At 60.2% G+C, this 19,498-nt stretch carries 19 protein-coding genes; all 19 read left to right on the top strand.

All coding sequences use genetic code 11. From position 1 onward, the window contains the following. Window positions 1–52: 52 nt before the first annotated feature. The 19 genes from pseC to fliG all read left to right on the top strand — a co-directional run bounded on the left by pseC (window position 53) and on the right by fliG (window position 19,495). A complete protein-coding gene (pseC, locus tag C8K63_RS22135) occupies window positions 53–1,243 on the top strand; it encodes a UDP-4-amino-4,6-dideoxy-N-acetyl-beta-L-altrosamine transaminase (protein WP_108218624.1) in 1,191 nt (396 codons plus the stop codon). Further along, window positions 1,243–1,863 (top strand): pseudaminic acid biosynthesis-associated methylase, encoded by a 621-nt coding sequence (locus C8K63_RS22140; RefSeq protein ID WP_108218625.1) that lies wholly within the window; start codon window positions 1,243–1,245, stop codon window positions 1,861–1,863. Before pseC ends, C8K63_RS22140 begins: the two co-directional genes overlap by 1 nt. Continuing rightward, window positions 1,860–2,567 (top strand): pseudaminic acid cytidylyltransferase, encoded by a 708-nt coding sequence (pseF, locus tag C8K63_RS22145; protein ID WP_108218626.1) that lies wholly within the window; start codon window positions 1,860–1,862, stop codon window positions 2,565–2,567. Before C8K63_RS22140 ends, pseF begins: the two co-directional genes overlap by 4 nt. Beyond that, the gene (gene pseG / locus C8K63_RS22150) at window positions 2,564–4,069 is read left to right on the top strand and encodes a UDP-2,4-diacetamido-2,4,6-trideoxy-beta-L-altropyranose hydrolase (protein WP_108218627.1); all 1,506 of its coding nucleotides are present in this window, start codon (window positions 2,564–2,566) and stop codon (window positions 4,067–4,069) included. Before pseF ends, pseG begins: the two co-directional genes overlap by 4 nt. Next, on the top strand, window positions 4,062–5,114 hold the full coding sequence (pseI, locus tag C8K63_RS22155) for a pseudaminic acid synthase (RefSeq protein ID WP_108218628.1): 1,053 nt from the start codon (window positions 4,062–4,064) through the stop codon (window positions 5,112–5,114). The genes pseG and pseI overlap by 8 nt, the downstream gene beginning before the upstream one ends. Before the next feature lie 226 nt (window positions 5,115–5,340). Next, the gene (locus tag C8K63_RS22160; protein ID WP_108218629.1) at window positions 5,341–6,267 is read left to right on the top strand and encodes a ketoacyl-ACP synthase III; all 927 of its coding nucleotides are present in this window, start codon (window positions 5,341–5,343) and stop codon (window positions 6,265–6,267) included. Between the two features lie 90 nt (window positions 6,268–6,357). Next, on the top strand, window positions 6,358–7,650 hold the full coding sequence (locus tag C8K63_RS22165; RefSeq protein WP_108218630.1) for a motility associated factor glycosyltransferase family protein: 1,293 nt from the start codon (window positions 6,358–6,360) through the stop codon (window positions 7,648–7,650). After that, the gene (locus tag C8K63_RS22170; RefSeq protein ID WP_108218631.1) at window positions 7,647–7,913 is read left to right on the top strand and encodes a hypothetical protein; all 267 of its coding nucleotides are present in this window, start codon (window positions 7,647–7,649) and stop codon (window positions 7,911–7,913) included. Before C8K63_RS22165 ends, C8K63_RS22170 begins: the two co-directional genes overlap by 4 nt. Before the next feature lie 242 nt (window positions 7,914–8,155). After that, the gene (locus C8K63_RS22175; protein WP_108218632.1) at window positions 8,156–9,007 is read left to right on the top strand and encodes a flagellin domain-containing protein; all 852 of its coding nucleotides are present in this window, start codon (window positions 8,156–8,158) and stop codon (window positions 9,005–9,007) included. A gap of 72 nt (window positions 9,008–9,079) precedes the next feature. Continuing rightward, entirely contained in the window at window positions 9,080–9,433 is a 354-nt protein-coding gene (locus C8K63_RS22180) for a flagellar protein FlaG (protein WP_108218633.1), read from the top strand. Window positions 9,434–9,517: 84 nt separating this feature from the next. Then, window positions 9,518–10,954 carry a flagellar filament capping protein FliD gene (gene fliD, locus C8K63_RS22185; RefSeq protein WP_108218634.1) on the top strand — a complete coding sequence of 479 codons (1,437 nt, stop codon included), beginning with the start codon at window positions 9,518–9,520 and terminating at the stop codon, window positions 10,952–10,954. 128 nt (window positions 10,955–11,082) lie between these two features. Further along, window positions 11,083–11,478, top strand: a complete 396-nt coding sequence (gene fliS, locus C8K63_RS22190) for a flagellar export chaperone FliS (RefSeq protein ID WP_108218635.1) — start codon at window positions 11,083–11,085, stop codon at window positions 11,476–11,478. Window positions 11,479–11,488: 10 nt separating this feature from the next. Next, complete coding sequence (locus C8K63_RS22195; RefSeq protein WP_108218636.1) at window positions 11,489–11,785, top strand: flagellar protein FliT; 297 nt, start codon at window positions 11,489–11,491, stop codon at window positions 11,783–11,785. A 172-nt stretch (window positions 11,786–11,957) separates the two neighbouring features. Next, on the top strand, window positions 11,958–13,433 hold the full coding sequence (locus C8K63_RS22200) for a sigma-54 dependent transcriptional regulator (protein WP_108218637.1): 1,476 nt from the start codon (window positions 11,958–11,960) through the stop codon (window positions 13,431–13,433). 128 nt (window positions 13,434–13,561) lie between these two features. Next, entirely contained in the window at window positions 13,562–14,755 is a 1,194-nt protein-coding gene (locus C8K63_RS22205; RefSeq protein ID WP_177413298.1) for a PAS domain-containing sensor histidine kinase, read from the top strand. A gap of 5 nt (window positions 14,756–14,760) precedes the next feature. Further along, window positions 14,761–16,146 (top strand): sigma-54 dependent transcriptional regulator, encoded by a 1,386-nt coding sequence (locus C8K63_RS22210; RefSeq protein WP_108218639.1) that lies wholly within the window; start codon window positions 14,761–14,763, stop codon window positions 16,144–16,146. A 206-nt stretch (window positions 16,147–16,352) separates the two neighbouring features. Then, complete coding sequence (fliE, locus tag C8K63_RS22220; protein ID WP_108218641.1) at window positions 16,353–16,679, top strand: flagellar hook-basal body complex protein FliE; 327 nt, start codon at window positions 16,353–16,355, stop codon at window positions 16,677–16,679. Between the two features lie 16 nt (window positions 16,680–16,695). Continuing rightward, entirely contained in the window at window positions 16,696–18,483 is a 1,788-nt protein-coding gene (gene fliF / locus C8K63_RS22225; RefSeq protein ID WP_108218642.1) for a flagellar basal-body MS-ring/collar protein FliF, read from the top strand. Beyond that, complete coding sequence (gene fliG / locus C8K63_RS22230) at window positions 18,476–19,495, top strand: flagellar motor switch protein FliG (protein ID WP_007983391.1); 1,020 nt, start codon at window positions 18,476–18,478, stop codon at window positions 19,493–19,495. The genes fliF and fliG overlap by 8 nt, the downstream gene beginning before the upstream one ends. Window positions 19,496–19,498 lie beyond the last annotated feature (3 nt).

Below are 19,498 nucleotides of genomic sequence, written 5' to 3' on the forward strand. Positions count from 1 at the left end.
CGTTCGGGCGTCAGATCATCCGGGACGCGCTGGTGCGTGTCTGGTTGCCAGCATGATTCCTTACGCTCGGCAAAGCCTCGATCAGGCGGACATCGACGCTGTGGTCGGCGTATTGCAGTCTGACTGGCTGACCCAGGGGCCGACCATCGAGCGCTTCGAGCGAGCCATGGCCGAACGCTGCGAGGCCGGTTTTGCCGTGGCGGTGTGCAATGCCACGGCGGCCCTGCACATCGCTTGCCTGGCGGCGGGGCTCGGCCCGGGCGATTGGCTGTGGACGACACCGAACACCTTTCTCGCCTCGGCAAACTGCGGTCGCTACTGCGGTGCCGAGGTGGATTTTGTCGATATCGACCCGCTGACCTGGAACCTCGATGCCGCTGCGCTGGCCATCAAGCTGGAACGGGCCGAGCGTGAAGGCCGACTGCCGAAAGTACTCGTGGCCGTGGCGTTCTCGGGGCAGAGCTGCGACATGCGCAGGATTGCCGCACTGGCCAGGCGCTATGGCGTTACGGTGATCGAAGACGCGGCCCATGCCGCCGGTGCGTCCTATGCCGGGCGCCCGGTGGGGTGTGGCGAATTTGCGGCGATGACTGTGTTCAGCTTTCATCCGGTGAAGATCATCACCAGTGCCGAGGGCGGCATGGTCATGACCAATAGCCCGGAACTCGCCGAGCGTTTGCAACGCTTGCGCAGCCACGGCATGACCCGGGATCCGCAGCAGATGACCGGACCCAGCCACGGCCCCTGGTACTACCAGCAGGTGGAGCTCGGTTTCAATTACCGCATTACCGACCTGCAGGCGGCCCTCGGTTTGTCGCAGTTGAATAAGCTCGATGAGTTTATCGAGCGTCGGCGTGAGCTGGCGGCGCGTTATGAGCGCTTGCTGGCGTATTTGCCGCTGACCCTGCCCAGCGCACAACCTGAGGCCGAGTCGTCATGGCATCTGTATGTAGTGCGCCTGCAACTCGATCAGATCAATCTCACGCATCGTGAGGTGTTCGAAGGCTTGCGAGCTGCCGGGGTCGGGGTGAACTTGCACTACATTCCCGTGCATTTGCAGCCTTACTATCGTGATCTCGGGTTCGCCGAAGGTGATTTTCCGCAGGCCGAACGTTACTACGCCGAAGCCATCAGCCTGCCGTTGTACCCGTTGCTCAGTGATGAGCAACAAGACTATGTGGTCGAGCAGATGCGGCAGCTGATCGAAATATTCCAGCCATTGCGGCGGGTGGGAAATGTGTGATGCGTGAACTGACCGAGCAGGAAACTTTCTGGCAGGGCGAATTCGGCGACCAGTACGTTGATCGCAATGTCGGACAGCCGCTGGTGGCAGCTAACCTGGCGTTGTTTGCCAAGGCGCTGACACGGGTCGGGTGCATCGACAGCCTGGTGGAGCTGGGCACCAATGCCGGCAACAACCTGCAGGCATTGCGGCGGCTGTTGCCGCGCTGCGAGTTGTTCGGCGTGGAGATCAATGCCAGCGCCTGTGCTGCTGCCCAGGCCTTGGGTATCGCACAGATCTGGCACGGCTCGCTGTTCGATTTTCCCCGCGAACGCACCTTCGACCTGACCCTGAGCAAAGGCGTGCTGATTCACCTGGAACCGCAGTTGCTGCCGGCCGCGTACGCGCAACTGTATGAGCTGAGCCAGCGCTACATACTGATCGCCGAGTACTACAACCCGGCGCCGGTCGAAGTCCCGTATCGCGGCAATAGCGGCAAGTTGTTCAAACGCGATTTTGCCGGTGAAATGCTCGATCGATACGACGACCTGCAACTGGTCGACTACGGTTTTGGCTACCACCGCGATCGGCAATTCCCGGTGGATGACATCACCTGGTTTGTCCTGGAAAAACGCCGTTGAACAACGTCGCCATCATCCCGGCCCGTGGTGGCAGCAAACGCATACCCCGCAAGAACCTCAAGCCGTTCGCCGGTGTGCCGATGATTGCCCGATCGATTCAGGTTGCCCTGGAGTCCGGGTTGTTTTCCCGGGTGGTGGTCAGCACCGACGACGAGGAAATCGCCGGGTTGGCGCGGGACTGTGGCGCCCAGGTGCCCTTTATGCGCCCGGCGGCACTGGCCGATGACTTCACGGGCACCGCCGCGGTGATCGCCCATGCCCTGCAGGCATTGCGTGAACAGGGTGACGAGTTTGCTCGCGCCTGTTGCATCTACGCGACCGCGCCGTTGTTGCAATCGCGATTTCTGGTCCAGGGACTGAGCCTGCTGGAACGGCATCCCGACAGATCTTTCGCCTTCTCGGTGTGCGACTTCGGCTTCCCGGTTCAGCGAGCCCTGACCCTTGATGATCACGGTGCATTGACGGCACTGTATCCGCAGTATCGAGACACCCGCTCCCAGGATTTGCCGAGCGCCTACCAGGATGCCGGGCAGTTCTACTGGGGCCGCAGCGACGCCTGGCTGCGTGGCGAGGTGTTGTATTCACCCAGCAGCCTGCCGGTCCTCCTGCCGCGTCATCTGGTGCAGGACATCGACACACCGCAGGACTGGACACGCGCGGAGTACCTGTATGCCGCGCTGAAAGCCGGAGGTGAACTGCAATGAGGGTGCTGATTCGCTCTGACGCCTCGCCGACCATCGGCAGCGGCCACATCGCGCGTTGCCTGTGTCTGGCCCGCGTATTGCGCCGGCAGGGCAGTCATGTGGCTTTCGCCTGTCGCCTGCTACCGGGGCATCGACTGGAGGCGCTGCGGGCCGAAGGTTTCGAAACCTTCGCGCTGCCCGAACGCTACAACGACGAAGACCCGCGGCAAGCCATCGAATCCATGCTGCCCTGGCAGGCGGACATCGCCGCGCTCGAGCCGTTGCTGGAGCTCCAGCCGGCGTTCGACTGGATCATTGTCGACCACTACGGCCTCGATCATCACTGGCAGACGGCCGCGCGGCGCTTTGCGCCATGGATTGCCGTGGTGGATGACCTCGCCACGCGGACCTACAGCGCCGACTTGCTGTTGAACCAGAATCTTTCGGGTACGCCAGAGGCTTATACCTCGCTGCTGGCGCCAGGCTGCCGCACATTGTTTGGCCCCCGGTTTGCCATGTTGCGCGACGAGTTCCGTTGCCCGGCCATCGAAATCAAGCCCCAGGCCCGGCGTGTGCTAGTGAACTTCGGTGGTTTTGACGCGGCCATGCAGACCCATCATGCAATGCTGGCGCTGGCGGACTTTGCCGAGCTGGAAGTCGATTTTGTCGCCGGTGCGGGTAATCCGGCCTGGGCGCAGATGCAGGCGTTGGCGGCCAGTCGCCCGCATTGGCGGCTGCACAGTTTTGTCAGCGACTTCTATCGATTGATGACCGAAGCCGACCTGTTTGTCGGGGCGGGTGGCGGCACCAGTTGGGAGCGGGCGGCCATGGGGCTGCCGACGATTTGCATTGCCGTATCGAACAACCAGCAGGCCAACGGCGAGGTCATGGCGGCCGCGGGCGCCCATGTGTTCATGGGGGCTCGCGAGCAGGTCAGTGTCGAGCAGCTGCGCCTGGCCATTGGCTTTGTCACGGGTAACCAGGGTTTGCGCCAGAGCCTGGCACAGCGGTCGCGACAACTTGTCGATGGCCGGGGTGCGCAGCGGGTAGCGGTGGCGCTGGCCGGCGCGGTGCTGAGGATGCGCCCGGCGACCCTGGGTGATGCGCAGTTGTTGTTCGACGGGCGCAACACCGAGGCCGTGCGCCGCTGGTCGCTGGAGACCGGCGTGATCGAATGGCCTGCGCATCAAAACTGGCTGGCCACGAGCCTGAACAATCCCCGGCGGCTGCTGTTGATTGCCGAGGCCGATGACGGTCCGGTCGGTGTGCTGCGTTATGACCTGCGTGGCATTACCGCCCAGGTGTCGATTTATCTGTTCGAAGGCCGGTTCGGCCTGGGCTGGGGCAGGGCGCTGCTGGCCCGCGGGGAAACCTTTGTGAAGGCCCACTGGCCGGAACTTCAGTCGCTCACCGCCCAGGTGTTGCCCGCTAACCAGCCGTCGCTGAAGGTTTTTCGCGAAGCCGGTTTTACCCAGAGTGCCTGCGCGTTCACGCGCGTATTGAAGGATCACGCAGATGACTAGCTTCAAGATTGGCGAGCGCCTGATCGGTGCCGATGCGCCGCCTTTCATCATTGCCGAGATGAGCGGCAACCATAACCAGTCCCTGGACATGGCACTGCAAATCGTCGAGGCCGCGGCCAAGGCCGGTGCCCATGCATTGAAGCTGCAGACCTACACCGCCGACACCATGACCCTGGACCTGGCCGAAGGCGAGTTTTTCATCAAGGACCCGAACAGCCTGTGGGCCGGTACTTCGTTGTACGCGTTGTACGAGAAGGCCCATACGCCCTGGGAATGGCATGCGCCGATTTTCGCTCGCGCCAGGGAACTGGGCCTGCTGGCGTTCTCCACGCCATTCGATGAGAGCGCCGTGGACTTTCTCGAAAGCCTCGACGTGCCGGCCTACAAGATCGCCAGTTTCGAAAACACCGATTTGCCGCTGATACGCCGGGTGGCTGCGACGGGCAAGCCGCTGATCATTTCCACCGGCATGGCCAGCATCGCCGAGCTCGATGAAACCGTGCGTGCCGCCCGCGAAGCCGGGTGCAAGGACCTGGTGCTGCTCAAATGCACCAGCACCTATCCGGCATCTCCCGCGAACAGCAATGTGCGCACGATCCCGCATTTACGGGAATTGTTCGATTGCCAGGTGGGGCTGTCCGACCACTCCATGGGCGTCGGTGTGTCCGTGGCGGCGGTGGCACTGGGCGCAACGGTGGTGGAAAAGCATTTCACCCTCGAGCGTGCGGCCGGTGGCGTCGACGCCAGTTTCTCGCTGGAGCCCTCGGAGCTGGCCAGCCTGGTGATCGAAACCGAACGCGCCTGGCAAGCCATGGGGCGCGTGCGTTACGGCGTCACCGAGGCGGAGCGCCAATCCCTGGTGTACCGTCGATCGTTATATGTCACCCAGGACATGGAGGCCGGCGAGCCCTTCAATGCGACAAATCTGCGAGCCATCCGTCCGGGTCTCGGGCTGGCGCCCAAGCATGCGCAAAGCCTCCTGGAACGCCGTGCCCGTCAGGCTATCAAGCGTGGAACACCACTGGACTGGTCGTTGGTCGAATGACCCATTGCCGGACTGATTCGGCAAAATAGCGTGACCTGCGAGTCATAACGGGCATCTTCACTGTATTGTATTGACCGGGAAGATGGCGCCTGACCCTTTATCGGGTTCAGTGATAGCCCTTCACGCTTCCCGGCCGTCGCCTTGGGGCGACAGAAATCCAGGTTTGTCGGCGCCCCTCGATTCCTGCGGGTGGTGGTATTGGGCTGTTTATTATTGGGAAGCCGTAATGATTGGCATAAAGAGCATTGCGAGCTACGTTCCTGTAGCCGGCGTGGACAATTACGCACAAGGTGCAAAATTCGAGAAGGATGAAGAATTCATCCTGGGCAAGATCGGTTCGGCTTTCCTGCCGCGCAAGGGCGTTGATCAGGAAACATCCGATCTGTGCGTTGAAGCGGCCAATGCGCTGTTTGCCGGCAACCCTGATCTGAAACGTGAATCCATCGACGCGTTGATTATCGTCACCCAGAACGGTGACGAAGAAGGCCTGCCGCATACCGCGGCCATCGTGCAGGACAAACTCGGCCTGTCGACCAACGTCGCCGCGTTCGATATTTCCCTGGGCTGTTCCGGTTACGTCTACGGCATCTATGCGATCAAGGGCTTCATGGAGGCCGCTGGCCTGAAGAACGGCCTGCTGATCACGGCCGACCCGTATTCGAAAATCGTCGACCCGGAAGATCGTAACACCACCATGTTGTTCGGCGATGCGGCCACCGCGACCTGGATGGGTGAAAACCCGACCTGGGCACTGGGCAAGGCCAAGTTCGGCACCGACGGTTCCGGCGCGCCACATTTGAAAGTCACCGACGGCGTGTTCTTCATGAATGGCCGCCAGGTGTTCAACTTCGCACTGCTCAAGGTGCCGGCGCATTTGCATGAGTTGCTTGGAGAGTCGCAACTGAGCGCCGACGACATCGACGCGTTCTGTATTCACCAGGGCAGCGCAGCGATTGTCGATGCGGTCGCGCGGCGTTTCGAAGAATGCCCGCAGAAGTTCATCAAGGACATGGTCGAGACTGGTAACACGGTGTCGTCGAGCATTCCGTTGCTGCTGGAAAAGCATATCCTCGATTCCGAATGGAAGCGCGTTGCGCTCAGCGGTTTCGGTGTGGGGCTGTCATGGGGTTCGGCGATCATCTATCGCCCTTGAGTGAAAGTTTTTTAATAAAAAGGCCGGTACAAAAAAGCGCTCAAGGGTTAACCTTGAGCGCTTTTTTGCTTGTAAGGAATGCGAGGTAGCATGAGCGAATGCTTTGAAGACAATGCTCAGGTTATCCAGCGGCGCTGGCCGTCGCTGTATGCGCGATTGAATACGGAAGATCGCCTGGTCGTCGATGTCGACCTGATCGAAGGGCGGGACTCTACGTTGTGTGTGGGTGGCATCCAGCTCACCAGCCGCCATGATCGCCTGCGCGAGGCCCGTTTGCAGGCCGCCAGCCTCCCGCTCGACAAGGCACAGCTGCACGTTTACGGCACCGGCTTCGGCGATTTGCCTTCGGTTTTGCTGGAGCGCGCCGGGCTTGAAAAGCTCTATGTCCATATCCTCAACGGCGCGCTTTTCGCGCTGGTGTTGCAGCTGATCGATCAGCGTCAGTGGCTGGGCGATCCGCGTGTGCAATTGCTGTATGCCGGCGATCTGTCGGACATCTGCACCCCGTTCTTTGCATTGCCTGCCGAGATGCTGCTGGCGGATGACTTCAGTGCGAAGATTCGTGATCGCCTGGTCAGCGAAGTGCACTTGAGTTTCAACAATCGTGAGTTCGACCCGCAGTCTCCCGTCATTCAGCAGCGCTTGCAGGACACCCTTGAAGTGCTGCTCGCCGATGATGATGTGGCACAGCTGTTTGGCACGTGTTCCGGGCGTGAAATCTATGTGATCGCCACAGGGCCCAGCCTTGAAGGGAATTTCGAGCGTTTGGCAGCGGTGCGCAATCAAACGCCGCGACCGCTGCTCATCAGTGTAGATACCGCTTACCGGCCCCTTCGCGAGCACGGAATCAAGCCTGACCTGGTCGTGAGCATCGATCAGCGCATCAGCGTGCTGCACTTGCCGGGCGAGGGCTCCGAAGGCATTCCGCTGGTGTACTTGCCTTTGAGCGATCCGCACATGCTGAAAGCCTGGAAAGGCAAACGTTATGGCGGTTATTCCGCCAGCCCGATCTACGCCGCGTTGCGTGAGCAACAGCCGCGTGCGCAGCTCTACGTCAGCGGCAGCGTGATCCATCCGGCGGTCGATCTGGCGGTGAAGATGGGCGCGCAGCGCATCACGCTTTTCGGTGCCGATTTTTCCTTTCCGATGAACCGGACCCATACCGGTTGGAACGATGGTGACCTGGGGCCGCCAGTGAACCAGGCCAGGCACTGGGTGCACGATGGACATGGGCAAAAGGTCAAGACACAGCTGAATTTCCGCAGTTACCTGTGTGAGCTCGAGCGTTACATTGCCAGGCATCCTGAGGTGCTTTTTTTCAACAGCAGCCGGGCTGGGGCAATGATTACCGGTACGCAGTTCAATCAGGATTTCGTGCAATGAAGCCGCCAGTGAAAGGCATCGATGAGTACCGGCAGTGCGCAGGGCTTTTTCGCCTGGGCCGTGATGTCGAAGCGGCATTGAACATGGTCGATCTGTTCGATGAGGCGCAGCGACTGTTTGCGCAGGCGCCCCGGGATGTTCAGCAAGCCTGGGCCTTGATGCTCAGACAGATGCTGGCCTGTCAGGAGCGCCAGGATTGGCTGGGGCTCGCCGACTTCATGGAATATGAGTTGGTCGAGCTGCTCGAAAACCTGCCGGACTGAGGGGCAGCGACAGCTTTGGTACGGGCGTTTGTGGGCTGGACAGTTTTATGGCGTCATTTTTTCGTGGTTGAGGGGCGCTGAGCCCTTGTTTTCTCGGGGGTGGCAGGGTGATGGCATTTTTTTTAAAAAAAGCCCTCAAGCAACCTGCCTACCCGACGATAACTATTACGAAGGTTCTCTAGGCCATACCCGGCGGTTGCCAGGGCCGGAAGCCGCAGTACCCAACCAACGAGGAATTCGTCATGGCTTTAACAGTAAACACCAACACCACGTCGTTGAACGTTCAGAAGAACCTGAACCGTGCTACCGACGCTCTGTCGACTTCGATGGCTCGCCTGTCTTCCGGCCTGAAAATCAACAGCGCCAAAGACGACGCCGCTGGCCTGCAGATCGCAACTCGCATGGCCGCACAGATTCGTGGTGGCAACCAGGCAGTGCAGAACGCCAACGACGGTATCTCCGTTGCCCAGACCGCTGAAGGCGCGCTGCAAGCTTCGACCGACATTCTGCAGCGTATGCGTGAACTGGCTGTTAAAGCACGTAACGGTACCAACAGCACTGCTGACCAGACCGCTACCAACTCCGAATTCGCTCAGATGTCTGACGAAATCACCCGTATCTCTGCCTCTACCAACCTGAACGGCAAAAACCTGCTGGACGGTTCGGCTGGCACCATGCAGCTGCAAGTTGGCGCCAACACGGGTTCGGCCAACCGCATCGACCTGGTATTGAGCTCCAAGTTCGACGCCGTATCCCTGTCCGTAGGCAGCGGTACTGTTGTTCTGACCGGTGCAACTTCCGCTACCCTGTCTGCCAACATCGACAACGCGATCACCGCAATCGACGCCGCTCTGGCATCGATCAACGCCACCCGCGCAAACCTGGGTGCTTCGCAGAACCGTCTGACCAGCACCATCTCCAACCTGCAGAACATCGTGGAAAACACCACTGCTGCACAAGGCCGTGTACAAGACACCGACTTCGCCGCAGAAACCGCGAACCTGACCAAGCAGCAAACCCTGCAACAGGCTTCTACCTCGGTTCTGGCTCAAGCCAACCAACTGCCTTCCGCTGTACTGAAGCTGCTTCAGTAATTTCGGAATGAGTTTGAGCGGGGGAGTGTGCTGGTCACGCTCTCTCGCTTTTTACGTTAAGAGGTGATGGGCATGGAGATGAGCGTAAAGCTTGGCGTGTCTTATCCGGCTCCCCAGCCAGCGAGCACCGTTTCGGATAAAGCGCCGGAAAAGCCTGAAACCGCCAGCGTCACTCCAGCGGCGGATAAGAAACCGGAGGCGGATGGCGTCCACCTGAAGCAGGCGGTGCAGCAGATCGAAAAGTTTGTACAGTCGATCAAGCGCAATCTGGAGTTCTCGATAGACGAGCAGTCCGGAAAGGTCGTCGTCAAAGTGATTGCAAGCGAAACGGGTGAGGTCGTGCGACAGATCCCCTCCGCAGAAGCCCTCAAGCTGGCAGAAAGCCTGAGCAATGCGAGCCACGTATTGTTCGACGCCAAGGTCTGATTAGCTGGCATGAATAGTGTCTGTACGTTCTTTGGGCGCAGGTAAAGGTCAAAAGAGTGGCAGCAACCTGAAGGGAGACGAAAAATGGCAAGTCCAATTTTACCGGGTACGGGCTTAGGCTCTGGCCTGGATATCGGTGCGATCGTCACTGCGCTGGTCAATGCCGACAAATCGGCGAAACAGACGCAGATCGATACTCAGACCAAAACCAACACGCTGAAGATTTCCGGTGTCGGTTCCCTGAAAAGCGCACTGACGGCCTTTCAGACGGCGCTGACCAATCTCGGTAGCAAGACCAATCCTGTGTTTGCAGGCTATAACGCCACTTCGGGTACCCCGTCGATTCTCGGTGCGACTTCCGACAACACCGCCGTTGCCGGTACCTACAGCGTTGTTGTGAATAACCTGGCCACCAGCTCGAAAGTCGCCAGTGCGTCTTTTGCCGGCGGTGCGGCCAGTGCCATTCCGAGTGGTACCTTGAAAATCAGTCAGAATGGCACTGATTACGATGTCACGATTCCAGCCAATGCGACCCTGCAGAGCACCCGGGATGCCATCAACTCCGCGCAGGCGAGTAACGGTATTTCTGCCAACATCGTGACCGACAGCAGCGGTGCGTCACGGCTGGTGATCAGTTCCAGCAAGACCGGCGCGGGTTCCGACCTTACGGTCAGCGGTATCGCCGGCCTTGATATCGACGGCACCCAACCGATGGGCGCTAACCCTTCGGCTACCAGTTCGGGGGCTGTCAACGGGGTTGCGGTGGATGCATCGCTGACCATCGATGGCCTGGCAGTGACCAGCAAGAGCAATACGGTGACCGGCGCAGTCAGCGGCCTGACCCTGAACCTGGCGTCCGCGAGCCCGGGTACGCCGCCGGCTGCGGCGACCGTCACCGTCGCGACCAACACCACCGGTTTGCAGACGTCGATCCAGTCGTTCGTTGACTCCTACAACACCCTGATGAACACCATCAACTCCCTGTCCAAGGCGACAGCGGATGCCGATGGCAACCTGACGGTTCAGGCTGCGTTTACCGGCGACTCGATGTCGCGCACACTGATTTCCGATATCCGCGGCGTGCTGACGGCTCCCGGGGCGGGCGGTCCATTGGCCGTGCTGTCGCAGATCGGCGTGTTGACGAACGAGAAAACCGGCAACCTGGCGTTCAACACCACGGCGTTCAACGAGAGGATGGCCATCAACGGCATGAGCGGCCAGATGCAGCAGTTGTTCAACGGTAGCAATGCTACCAACGGCCTGCTGGCGCGCATGGGCACTGCAATCAAGCCTTATGTGCAGACGGGCGGGTTGCTGGACCAGCGCAATACCAACCTGCAGAGCGTGAGCAAGAACCTTTCAACCCAGCAGACTGCGTTGGACTTTCGTGTCGCCAACATGACCAAGACGTTGACCGCCAAATACAACGCAATGGACCTTTTAGTCGGGCAAATGAAGGCGACGGCGACGAACATCACCTCGTTCTTCACTTCCTTGAACGCCCAGAAGTCCAACAGCTAGTTTTAAGCTGTCGACAAAACCCGGCTACGCATTTTCGCGTGTGCCGGGTTTTTGTCTTTTGATCTAAAGTTTCCCGGTGCGCGGACGATACACTGGCTATACGAGTCATTGTGGTAATGAGGTAGAACATGAATCCAATGTTAGCCCTTCGGCAGTATCAGAAAGTGGGGGCGCACGCCCAGACGTCCGAAGCAAGTCCGCATCGTTTGGTACAGATGCTCATGGAAGGTGGCCTGGACCGGATCGCTCAGGCCAAAGGCGCGCTGGAGCGCAAGGACATTCCTGGCAAGTGTGTATCGATCAGCAAGGCGATCGGCATCATTGGTGGCTTGCGTGAAGGCCTGGATCTTGAAAATTGCGCCGAAGCCGTGGGCGAACTCGACAGTCTTTACATCTACATGATGAAGCGTCTGGCCGAGGCGAACATCAGCAACGATCCGAAGATTCTCGATGAGGTCGCGGGGTTGCTGCGCACGGTGAAAGAAGGCTGGGACGGCATTGCTGAGCCAGGTCCGCAGTTCTAGGGAGATCGCCATGAGTCTTGTATTGCAGCGAATAGAACAAACTCGAGAAGCGCTGGTCGGTGCTCTGGCCGAGCGCAACTGGGAGGCTATCGGTCAATTGGACCTGGATTGCCGTTCCTGCATGGAAGACGTCTTGAGCGAGGCTTCGCTGGACGAAGAAGTTCTGCGTGGCAATCTTGAGGAGTTGCTGTATGTCTACAAGCAGCTACTTGAGGTAGCGATGGGGGAGAGGCAGGCGATAGTCGATGAAATGTCTCAGATCCAGCAAGCGCGGAACGCAGCAAAGGTTTACCATCTGTTTGGATAATTAACCCCAAGTTAATCCAGATATGTGCGCCATAAATTTGACTGTGCACGGTTTTTTGACTTAACTAGTGGCTGGTTCCAGATTTCAGTCGTCTTCAGGCATAACGTGTCTGCAAGCGTCTAGCTTGCCCCAGCATTTTGGGCATTGAGTTGACTAGGGAAGTTGCTATTGCATGTGGCGTGAAACCAAAATTCTGCTGATTGATGACGATAGCGTCCGCCGCCGCGACCTGGCGGTGATTTTAAATTTTCTCGGTGAAGAAAATTTACCCTGCGGTAGCCATGACTGGCAGCAGGCTGTCGGCTCTTTGTCATCAAGTCGTGAAGTAATCTGTGTCCTCATCGGGACGGTCAATGCTCCTGGTGCACTTCTGGGCTTGTTAAAGACACTCTCGACCTGGGATGAGTTCCTTCCGGTTTTGTTAATGGGCGATAATTCTTCCATTGACCTGCCGGAAGACCAGCGTCGTCGAGTGCTTTCAACCCTGGAAATGCCGCCCAGCTACAGCAAATTGCTCGATTCGCTGCACCGTGCCCAGGTCTATCGCGAGATGTACGACCAGGCCCGCGAGCGCGGTCGTCATCGCGAGCCCAATCTTTTCCGCAGTCTTGTCGGCACCAGCCGGGCGATTCAACACGTCCGCCAGATGATGCAGCAAGTCGCCGATACCGATGCCAGCGTGCTGATCCTCGGTGAGTCCGGAACGGGCAAGGAAGTGGTTGCGCGCAACCTGCATTACCATTCCAAGCGCCGCGAAGCGCCGTTCGTGCCGGTCAACTGCGGGGCGATCCCGGCCGAGTTGCTGGAAAGCGAACTGTTCGGTCATGAGAAGGGTGCCTTCACCGGGGCGATCACCAGCCGCGCCGGTCGATTCGAGCTGGCCAACGGCGGCACCCTGTTCCTCGATGAAATCGGCGACATGCCGCTGCCGATGCAGGTCAAGCTGCTGCGCGTGTTGCAGGAGCGTACCTTCGAGCGCGTGGGCAGCAACAAGACCCAGAGCGTCGACGTGCGCATCATTGCGGCGACCCACAAGAATCTCGAAAGCATGATCGAGATCGGCACCTTCCGCGAAGACTTGTACTACCGCTTGAATGTGTTCCCGATCGAGATGGCGCCGCTGCGTGAGCGCGTCGAAGACATTCCGCTGCTGATGAACGAGCTGATCTCGCGCATGGAGCACGAGAAGCGCGGGTCGATCCGGTTCAACTCGGCGGCGATCATGTCGCTGTGCCGGCATGCCTGGCCGGGCAACGTCCGCGAACTGGCCAACCTGGTGGAGCGCATGGCGATCATGCATCCCTACGGTGTGATTGGCGTGGTCGAGTTGCCGAAGAAATTCCGCTACGTCGATGATGAAGACGAGCAGATGGTCGACAGCCTGCGCAGTGATCTGGAAGAGCGTGTGGCCATCAACGGTCATACACCGGACTTCACGACCAACGCCATGTTGCCTCCGGAGGGCCTGGACCTTAAGGACTACCTCGGTGGTCTGGAGCAAGGCTTGATTCAGCAGGCGCTGGATGATGCCAACGGCATTGTGGCGCGCGCGGCCGAGCGGTTGCGTATCCGTCGCACCACGCTGGTGGAAAAGATGCGCAAGTACGGCATGAGCCGTCGTGATGGAGACGAACAGGCGGATGATTGACGCCTGTTTTTCAAATCATTCATTTATAAGAAGTTTTTTTTAGGCACGGGTATTGCTACGTCCCTCGCAACGTTCCGTTTCACTGACGGTCAGCCAAGCGAGAGAGCACAATGCCCCAAGCCGCCCAGATGTCTCCTGTCCTTGATGCTTCGCGGCAACCGTCGTCCGTAGAGCAGGCGAGTCGGCTGGGCCTTGAGCAGGCATTCGCACTGTTCAATCAGATGTCCACTCAATTGACTGATTCCTACAGCATGCTTGAAGCCCGGGTAACCGAGCTCAAGGGTGAGCTGGCGGTGGTCAGCGCCCAGCGCATGCAGGAGCTGGCGGAAAAGGAACGCCTGGCCAACCGCCTGCAAAACCTCCTTGATCTGTTACCCGGCGGTGTCATTGTCATTGACGCCCAGGGCATCGTGCGCGAAGCCAATCCGGCGGCGTGCGAGTTGCTGGGGCTGCCGCTGGAAGGTGAATTGTGGCGCCACGTCATTGCCCGCTGTTTTGCGCCGCGCGAAGACGATGGCCATGAAGTCTCCCTCAAGGATGGTCGGCGCCTGTCGATCGCCACGCGCTCGCTGGATGCCGAGCCCGGCCAGTTGGTGCTGCTCAATGACCTGACCGAAACCCGCCATTTGCAGGATCAACTGGCCCGTCATGAGCGTCTGTCGTCATTGGGGCGCATGGTCGCTTCATTGGCTCATCAGATACGCACGCCGTTGTCCGCTGCGTTGCTGTATGCCAGTCATTTGACCGAGCAAGAGCTGCCGGTCGCTACCCGGCAGCGCTTTGCCGGGCGCCTCAAGGAGCGCCTGCACGAGCTGGAGCACCAGGTGCGCGATATGCTGGTGTTCGCCCGGGGCGAGTTGCCGCTGACCGACCGCGTGACGCCAGGACAATTGATGCAATCATTGCAAGCGGCGGCGCTGACCCACGTACAGGATCTGCCGATCCGCTGGCAGTGCGACAGTCACTCGGGGGAGTTGCTGTGCAATCGCGACACCCTGGTCGGCGCGATCCTCAATCTGATCGAAAACGCCATTCAGGCCGGTGCCGGTCAATTGCGCCTCAAGATTCACCTCTACACCCGTGGCAACAGCCTGCGCCTGTGCGTCAGCGACAGTGGCAGCGGTATCGACGCCGCTGTTCTGGCGCGATTGGGCGAGCCCTTTTTTACCACCAGGGCCACCGGCACAGGCCTTGGCCTGACCGTGGTCAAGGCGGTGGCGCGTGCTCATCGGGGCGAATTGCAGCTGCGCTCGCGGCTCGGTCGCGGCACCTGCGCGCAGGTGATTCTGCCGTTGTTCAGCAGCGCTCAAGGAGCGGAGTGACGCAGATGGCTATCAAGGTACTGCTGGTCGAGGACGACCGCGCGTTGCGCGAGGCACTGGCTGATACGCTGCTGCTCGCGGGGCATGATTACAAGGCGGTGGGGTCGGCAGAGGAGGCGTTGCTTGCCGTCGGCGGCGAGGCCTTCAGCCTGGTGATCAGCGACGTCAATATGCCGGGCATGGATGGCCATCAGTTGCTGGGCATGCTGCGTGCACGGCAGCCGCAGTTGCCGGTGTTGCTGATGACGGCTCACGGTGCGGTCGAGCGTGCGGTCGATGCGATGCGCCAAGGGGCGGCGGACTATCTGGTCAAGCCATTCGAGCCCAAGGCGTTGCTCGATCTGGTGGGGCGGCATGCCTTGGGCAGTCTCGGCCTGACCGAGGGCGAAGGGCCGATAGCATTCGAACCAGCGAGCGCGCAGTTGCTCGAGTTGGCGGCACGGGTCGCACGCAGCGATTCCACGGTGTTGATCTCGGGTGAGTCGGGCACGGGCAAGGAAGTGCTGGCGCGTTATATCCATCAGCATTCTCATCGCGCCAATCAGCCGTTCATCGCGATCAACTGCGCAGCGATTCCGGACAACATGCTCGAAGCGACGTTGTTCGGTCACGAGAAGGGTTCCTTCACCGGCGCCATTGCCGCGCAAGCCGGCAAGTTCGAGCAGGCCGACGGCGGCACCATTTTGCTCGATGAAATTTCCGAAATGCCCCTGGGGCTCCAGGCCAAATTACTGCGTGTGTTGCAAGAGCGCGAGGTCGAAAGGGTTGGCGCGCGCGAACCGATCACGCTGGATATTCGCGTAGTCGCCACCACCAATCGCGACCTGGCGGGTGAAGTGGCGGCGGGGCGTTTCCGCGAGGACCTCTATTATCGCCTGTCGGTGTTTCCCCTGGCCTGGCGCCCGTTGCGCGAGCGCACTGCCGATATCCTGCCGCTGGCCGAGCGTCTGCTGGCCCGGCACGTCAATAAAATGAAGCATTCGCCTGCCAGGTTGTCGCCCGAAGCTCAAGCGTGCCTGATCGGTTATCCATGGCCGGGTAACGTTCGTGAGCTGGACAACGCGATTCAACGTGCGCTGATTCTGCAGCAGGGCGGCTTGATCCAGCCGCAGGATTTCTGCCTCGCCGGGCCGGTGGCTTGCGCGCCACTGCCTGGGTTGGCGCAGGCGCCGGTACGCCCCGTGGAGGTCGAGTCCGAGTCGGCCGGTGCGCTGGGCGATGACCTGCGTCGCCGTGAATTCCAGATGATCATCGATACCTTGCGCGCCGAGCGCGGTCGTCGCAAAGAGGCGGCCGAGCGCCTGGGCATCAGCCCGCGGACCCTGCGCTACAAGCTGGCGCAGATGCGCGATGCCGGCATGGATGTGGAAGCGTATCTGTTCGCCACCTGATTTTTACCGTGTAGGAGCGAGCTCTGCTCGCGATGGACTCATGAGCGCCGCGTTTATCCTGCGGCCCCGCGTTATCGTTAACGACCATCGCGAGCAGAGCTCGCTCCTACAAATGAAGCGCCGGGAAAGCTGGCACCCTTGTTGCTAACACCTCGTTACCCGCCGAGTGAGTGTCAAAAAATTGCGGGTCGTCAAAGAGAGAGACCATGAGCCAAGGTATTGAATTCAATCGGTTGATGCTCGACATGCGCGCCATGCAAATGGATGCCATGTCTGCGCCGAAATCGACTGCCGTCCCTGAAGTGGCGGGCAGCAGCTTTTCCGACATGCTCGGCCAGGCCGTCAATAAAGTGAACGACACGCAACAGGCTTCCTCTCAGTTGGCCAGTGCCTTCGAAATCGGCAAAAGCGGCGTCGACCTCACAGACGTGATGATTTCCTCGCAGAAGGCCAGCGTGTCGTTCCAGGCATTGACCCAGGTGCGCAACAAGCTGGTTCAGGCTTACCAAGACATCATGCAGATGCCGGTTTAAAGGACGAGATTGAGTCATGGCAGAAGCAGTCGCCGATAATGTTCCGGCCAAGGCCACTCCAATAGACGGCAAGCCGCCGCTGTTCGGGTTGTCCTTCCTGGAAAACCTCTCCGAGATGACCATGTTGCGTCAGGTGGGCCTGTTGGTCGGCCTGGCAGCGAGCGTGGCGATTGGTTTTGCCGTGGTGTTGTGGTCCCAGCAGCCGGACTACCGGCCTCTGTACGGCAGCCTTGCCGGCATGGACGCCAAGCAGGTCATGGATACCCTGGCCGCAGCCGACATTCCCTACACCGTCGAACCCAATTCCGGTGCCTTGCTGGTCAAGGCCGATGACCTGTCCCGTGCGCGGCTCAAGCTCGCGGGCGCTGGTGTCACTCCCAGCGACGGCAACATCGGTTTTGAAATCCTCGACAAGGAACAGGGACTGGGCACCAGCCAGTTCATGGAAGCGACCCGCTATCGTCGCGGCCTCGAAGGCGAACTGGCCCGGACCATTTCCAGCCTGAACAACGTCAAGGGTGCCCGCGTGCACCTGGCGATCCCGAAAAGTTCGGTGTTCGTGCGCGACGAGCGCAAGCCGAGCGCTTCGGTTCTGGTTGAACTCTATTCCGGTCGCTCCCTCGAACCTGGCCAGGTCGTGGCCATCATCAACCTGGTGGCGACCAGTGTTCCCGAACTCAGCAAGTCGCAGATCACCGTGGTCGACCAGAAGGGCAACCTGCTCTCGGATCAGGCGGAAAACTCCGAACTGACCATGGCCGGCAAGCAGTTCGACTACAGCCGTCGCATGGAAAGCATGCTCACCCAGCGCGTGCACAACATCCTGCAACCAGTGCTGGGCAACGACCGTTACAAAGCTGAAGTCTCGGCCGACGTGGACTTCAGTGCGGTCGAGTCGACTTCCGAGCAGTTCAACCCGGATCAACCGGCGTTGCGCAGCGAGCAGTCGGTCAACGAACAGCGTACCGCCAGCAACGGCCCGCAAGGTGTGCCGGGTGCCTTGAGCAACCAGCCGCCGTCGCCAGCCTCCGCGCCGCAGACCACCGGTGGCGCCACTGCGTCGGCCGGCATGGTGCAGCCAGGCCAGCCGCTGATCGATGCCAACGGCCAGCAGATCATGGACCCGGCCACCGGTCAGCCGATGCTCGCGCCGTACCCGGCGGACAAGCGTCAGCAATCGACCAGGAACTTCGAGCTCGACCGTTCCATCAGCCATACCAAGCAGCAGCAGGGCCGATTGAATCGCCTGTCGGTGTCGGTGGTGGTCGATGATCAGGTCAAGATCAACCCGGCCAGCGGCGAAACCACCCGTGCGCCATGGAGCGCTGATGAATTGGCGCGTTTCACGCGTCTGGTTCAGGACGCGGTCGGCTTCGATGCCAGCCGTGGTGACAGTGTCAGTGTGATCAACATGCCGTTCTCCGCCGAGCGCGGTGAAGCGATTGCCGAAATTCCGTTCTACTCCCAGCCGTGGTTCTGGGACATCGTCAAGCAAGTGCTGGGTGTGTTGTTCATTCTGGTGCTGGTGTTCGGTGTGCTGCGTCCGGTGCTCAACAACATCACCGGTGGCGGCAAGGGCAAGCAGCTTGTTGGCTTGGGTAGCGATGTCGAGTTGGGTGGTATGGGCGGTCTGGATGGCGAACTGGCCAACGACCGTGTCAGCCTCGGTGGTCCGACCAGCATCCTGCTGCCGAGCCCGAGCGAAGGCTATGACGCTCAGTTGAACGCAATCAAGAGTCTGGTGGCAGAAGATCCGGGTCGTGTGGCCCAGGTCGTGAAAGAGTGGATTAACGCAGATGAGTGATAACCGAGCCGTTGCCGCCAAACTGTCCAAGGTCGACAAAGCCGCAATCCTGTTGCTGTCCCTGGGCTCCACCGACGCTGCCCAGGTGCTGCGCCACATGGGCCCCAAAGAGGTTCAGCGCGTGGGCGTGGCCATGGCCCAGATGGGTAATGTGCACCGCGAGCAGGTCGAGCAGGTGATGAGCGAGTTCGTCGATATCGTCGGCGACCAGACCAGCCTGGGCGTCGGCTCCGACGACTATGTGCGCAAGATGCTCACCCAGGCCCTGGGCGAAGACAAAGCCAACGGCCTGATCGACCGCATCCTGCTCGGTGGCAACACCAGCGGCCTCGACAGCCTGAAGTGGATGGAGCCGCGCGCCGTCGCCGACGTGATCCGTTACGAGCACCCGCAGATCCAGGCAATCGTGGTGGCGTACCTCGATCCGGACCAGGCGGGCGAAGTGCTCGGCAACTTCGACCACAAGGTGCGGCTGGACATCATCCTGCGGGTTTCCTCGCTGAACACCGTGCAACCAGCGGCCCTGAAAGAGCTCAACCAGATTCTCGAGAAGCAGTTCTCCGGCAACTCGAACGCCTCGCGCACCACCCTGGGTGGCATCAAGCGTGCGGCGGACATCATGAACTTCCTCGACAGCTCCATCGAAGGCCAGCTCATGGACTCGATCCGCGAAGTCGACGAAGACCTGTCCGGTCAGATCGAAGACCTCATGTTCGTCTTCAACAACCTGGCCGATGTCGACGACCGCGGGATCCAGGCGCTGCTCCGCGAGGTGTCCTCGGACGTGCTGGTGCTGGCCCTCAAGGGGTCGGACGAAGGCGTCAAGGAGAAGATCTTCAAGAACATGTCCAAGCGTGCCGCCGAACTGCTGCGCGACGACCTGGAAGCCAAGGGCCCGGTGCGCGTCAGCGACGTGGAAACCGCACAGAAGGAAATCCTCACCATCGCCCGTCGTATGGCCGAAGCCGGAGAGATCGTTCTCGGCGGCAAGGGCGGCGAGGAAATGATCTAACAC

Origin of the sequence: Pseudomonas sp. GV085 (assembly GCF_003050925.1) — a bacterium.
Taxonomy (GTDB): domain Bacteria; phylum Pseudomonadota; class Gammaproteobacteria; order Pseudomonadales; family Pseudomonadaceae; genus Aquipseudomonas.

Bases quoted from the DNA above. Each gene is read 5' to 3' on its own strand.
- pseC (WP_108218624.1), top strand. From the start codon at position 53: ATGATTCCTTACGCTCGGCAAAGCCTCGATCAGGCGGACATCGACGCT.
- C8K63_RS22140 (WP_108218625.1), top strand. From the start codon at position 1,243: ATGCGTGAACTGACCGAGCAGGAAACTTTCTGGCAGGGCGAATTCGGC.
- pseG (WP_108218627.1), top strand. From the start codon at position 2,564: ATGAGGGTGCTGATTCGCTCTGACGCCTCGCCGACCATCGGCAGCGGC.
- pseI (WP_108218628.1), top strand. From the start codon at position 4,062: ATGACTAGCTTCAAGATTGGCGAGCGCCTGATCGGTGCCGATGCGCCG.
- C8K63_RS22160 (WP_108218629.1), top strand. From the start codon at position 5,341: ATGATTGGCATAAAGAGCATTGCGAGCTACGTTCCTGTAGCCGGCGTG.
- C8K63_RS22165 (WP_108218630.1), top strand. From the start codon at position 6,358: ATGAGCGAATGCTTTGAAGACAATGCTCAGGTTATCCAGCGGCGCTGG.
- C8K63_RS22170 (WP_108218631.1), top strand. From the start codon at position 7,647: ATGAAGCCGCCAGTGAAAGGCATCGATGAGTACCGGCAGTGCGCAGGG.
- C8K63_RS22175 (WP_108218632.1), top strand. From the start codon at position 8,156: ATGGCTTTAACAGTAAACACCAACACCACGTCGTTGAACGTTCAGAAG.
- C8K63_RS22180 (WP_108218633.1), top strand. From the start codon at position 9,080: ATGGAGATGAGCGTAAAGCTTGGCGTGTCTTATCCGGCTCCCCAGCCA.
- fliD (WP_108218634.1), top strand. From the start codon at position 9,518: ATGGCAAGTCCAATTTTACCGGGTACGGGCTTAGGCTCTGGCCTGGAT.
- fliS (WP_108218635.1), top strand. From the start codon at position 11,083: ATGAATCCAATGTTAGCCCTTCGGCAGTATCAGAAAGTGGGGGCGCAC.
- C8K63_RS22195 (WP_108218636.1), top strand. From the start codon at position 11,489: ATGAGTCTTGTATTGCAGCGAATAGAACAAACTCGAGAAGCGCTGGTC.
- C8K63_RS22200 (WP_108218637.1), top strand. From the start codon at position 11,958: ATGTGGCGTGAAACCAAAATTCTGCTGATTGATGACGATAGCGTCCGC.
- C8K63_RS22205 (WP_177413298.1), top strand. From the start codon at position 13,562: ATGTCTCCTGTCCTTGATGCTTCGCGGCAACCGTCGTCCGTAGAGCAG.
- C8K63_RS22210 (WP_108218639.1), top strand. From the start codon at position 14,761: ATGGCTATCAAGGTACTGCTGGTCGAGGACGACCGCGCGTTGCGCGAG.
- fliE (WP_108218641.1), top strand. From the start codon at position 16,353: ATGAGCCAAGGTATTGAATTCAATCGGTTGATGCTCGACATGCGCGCC.
- fliF (WP_108218642.1), top strand. From the start codon at position 16,696: ATGGCAGAAGCAGTCGCCGATAATGTTCCGGCCAAGGCCACTCCAATA.
- fliG (WP_007983391.1), top strand. From the start codon at position 18,476: ATGAGTGATAACCGAGCCGTTGCCGCCAAACTGTCCAAGGTCGACAAA.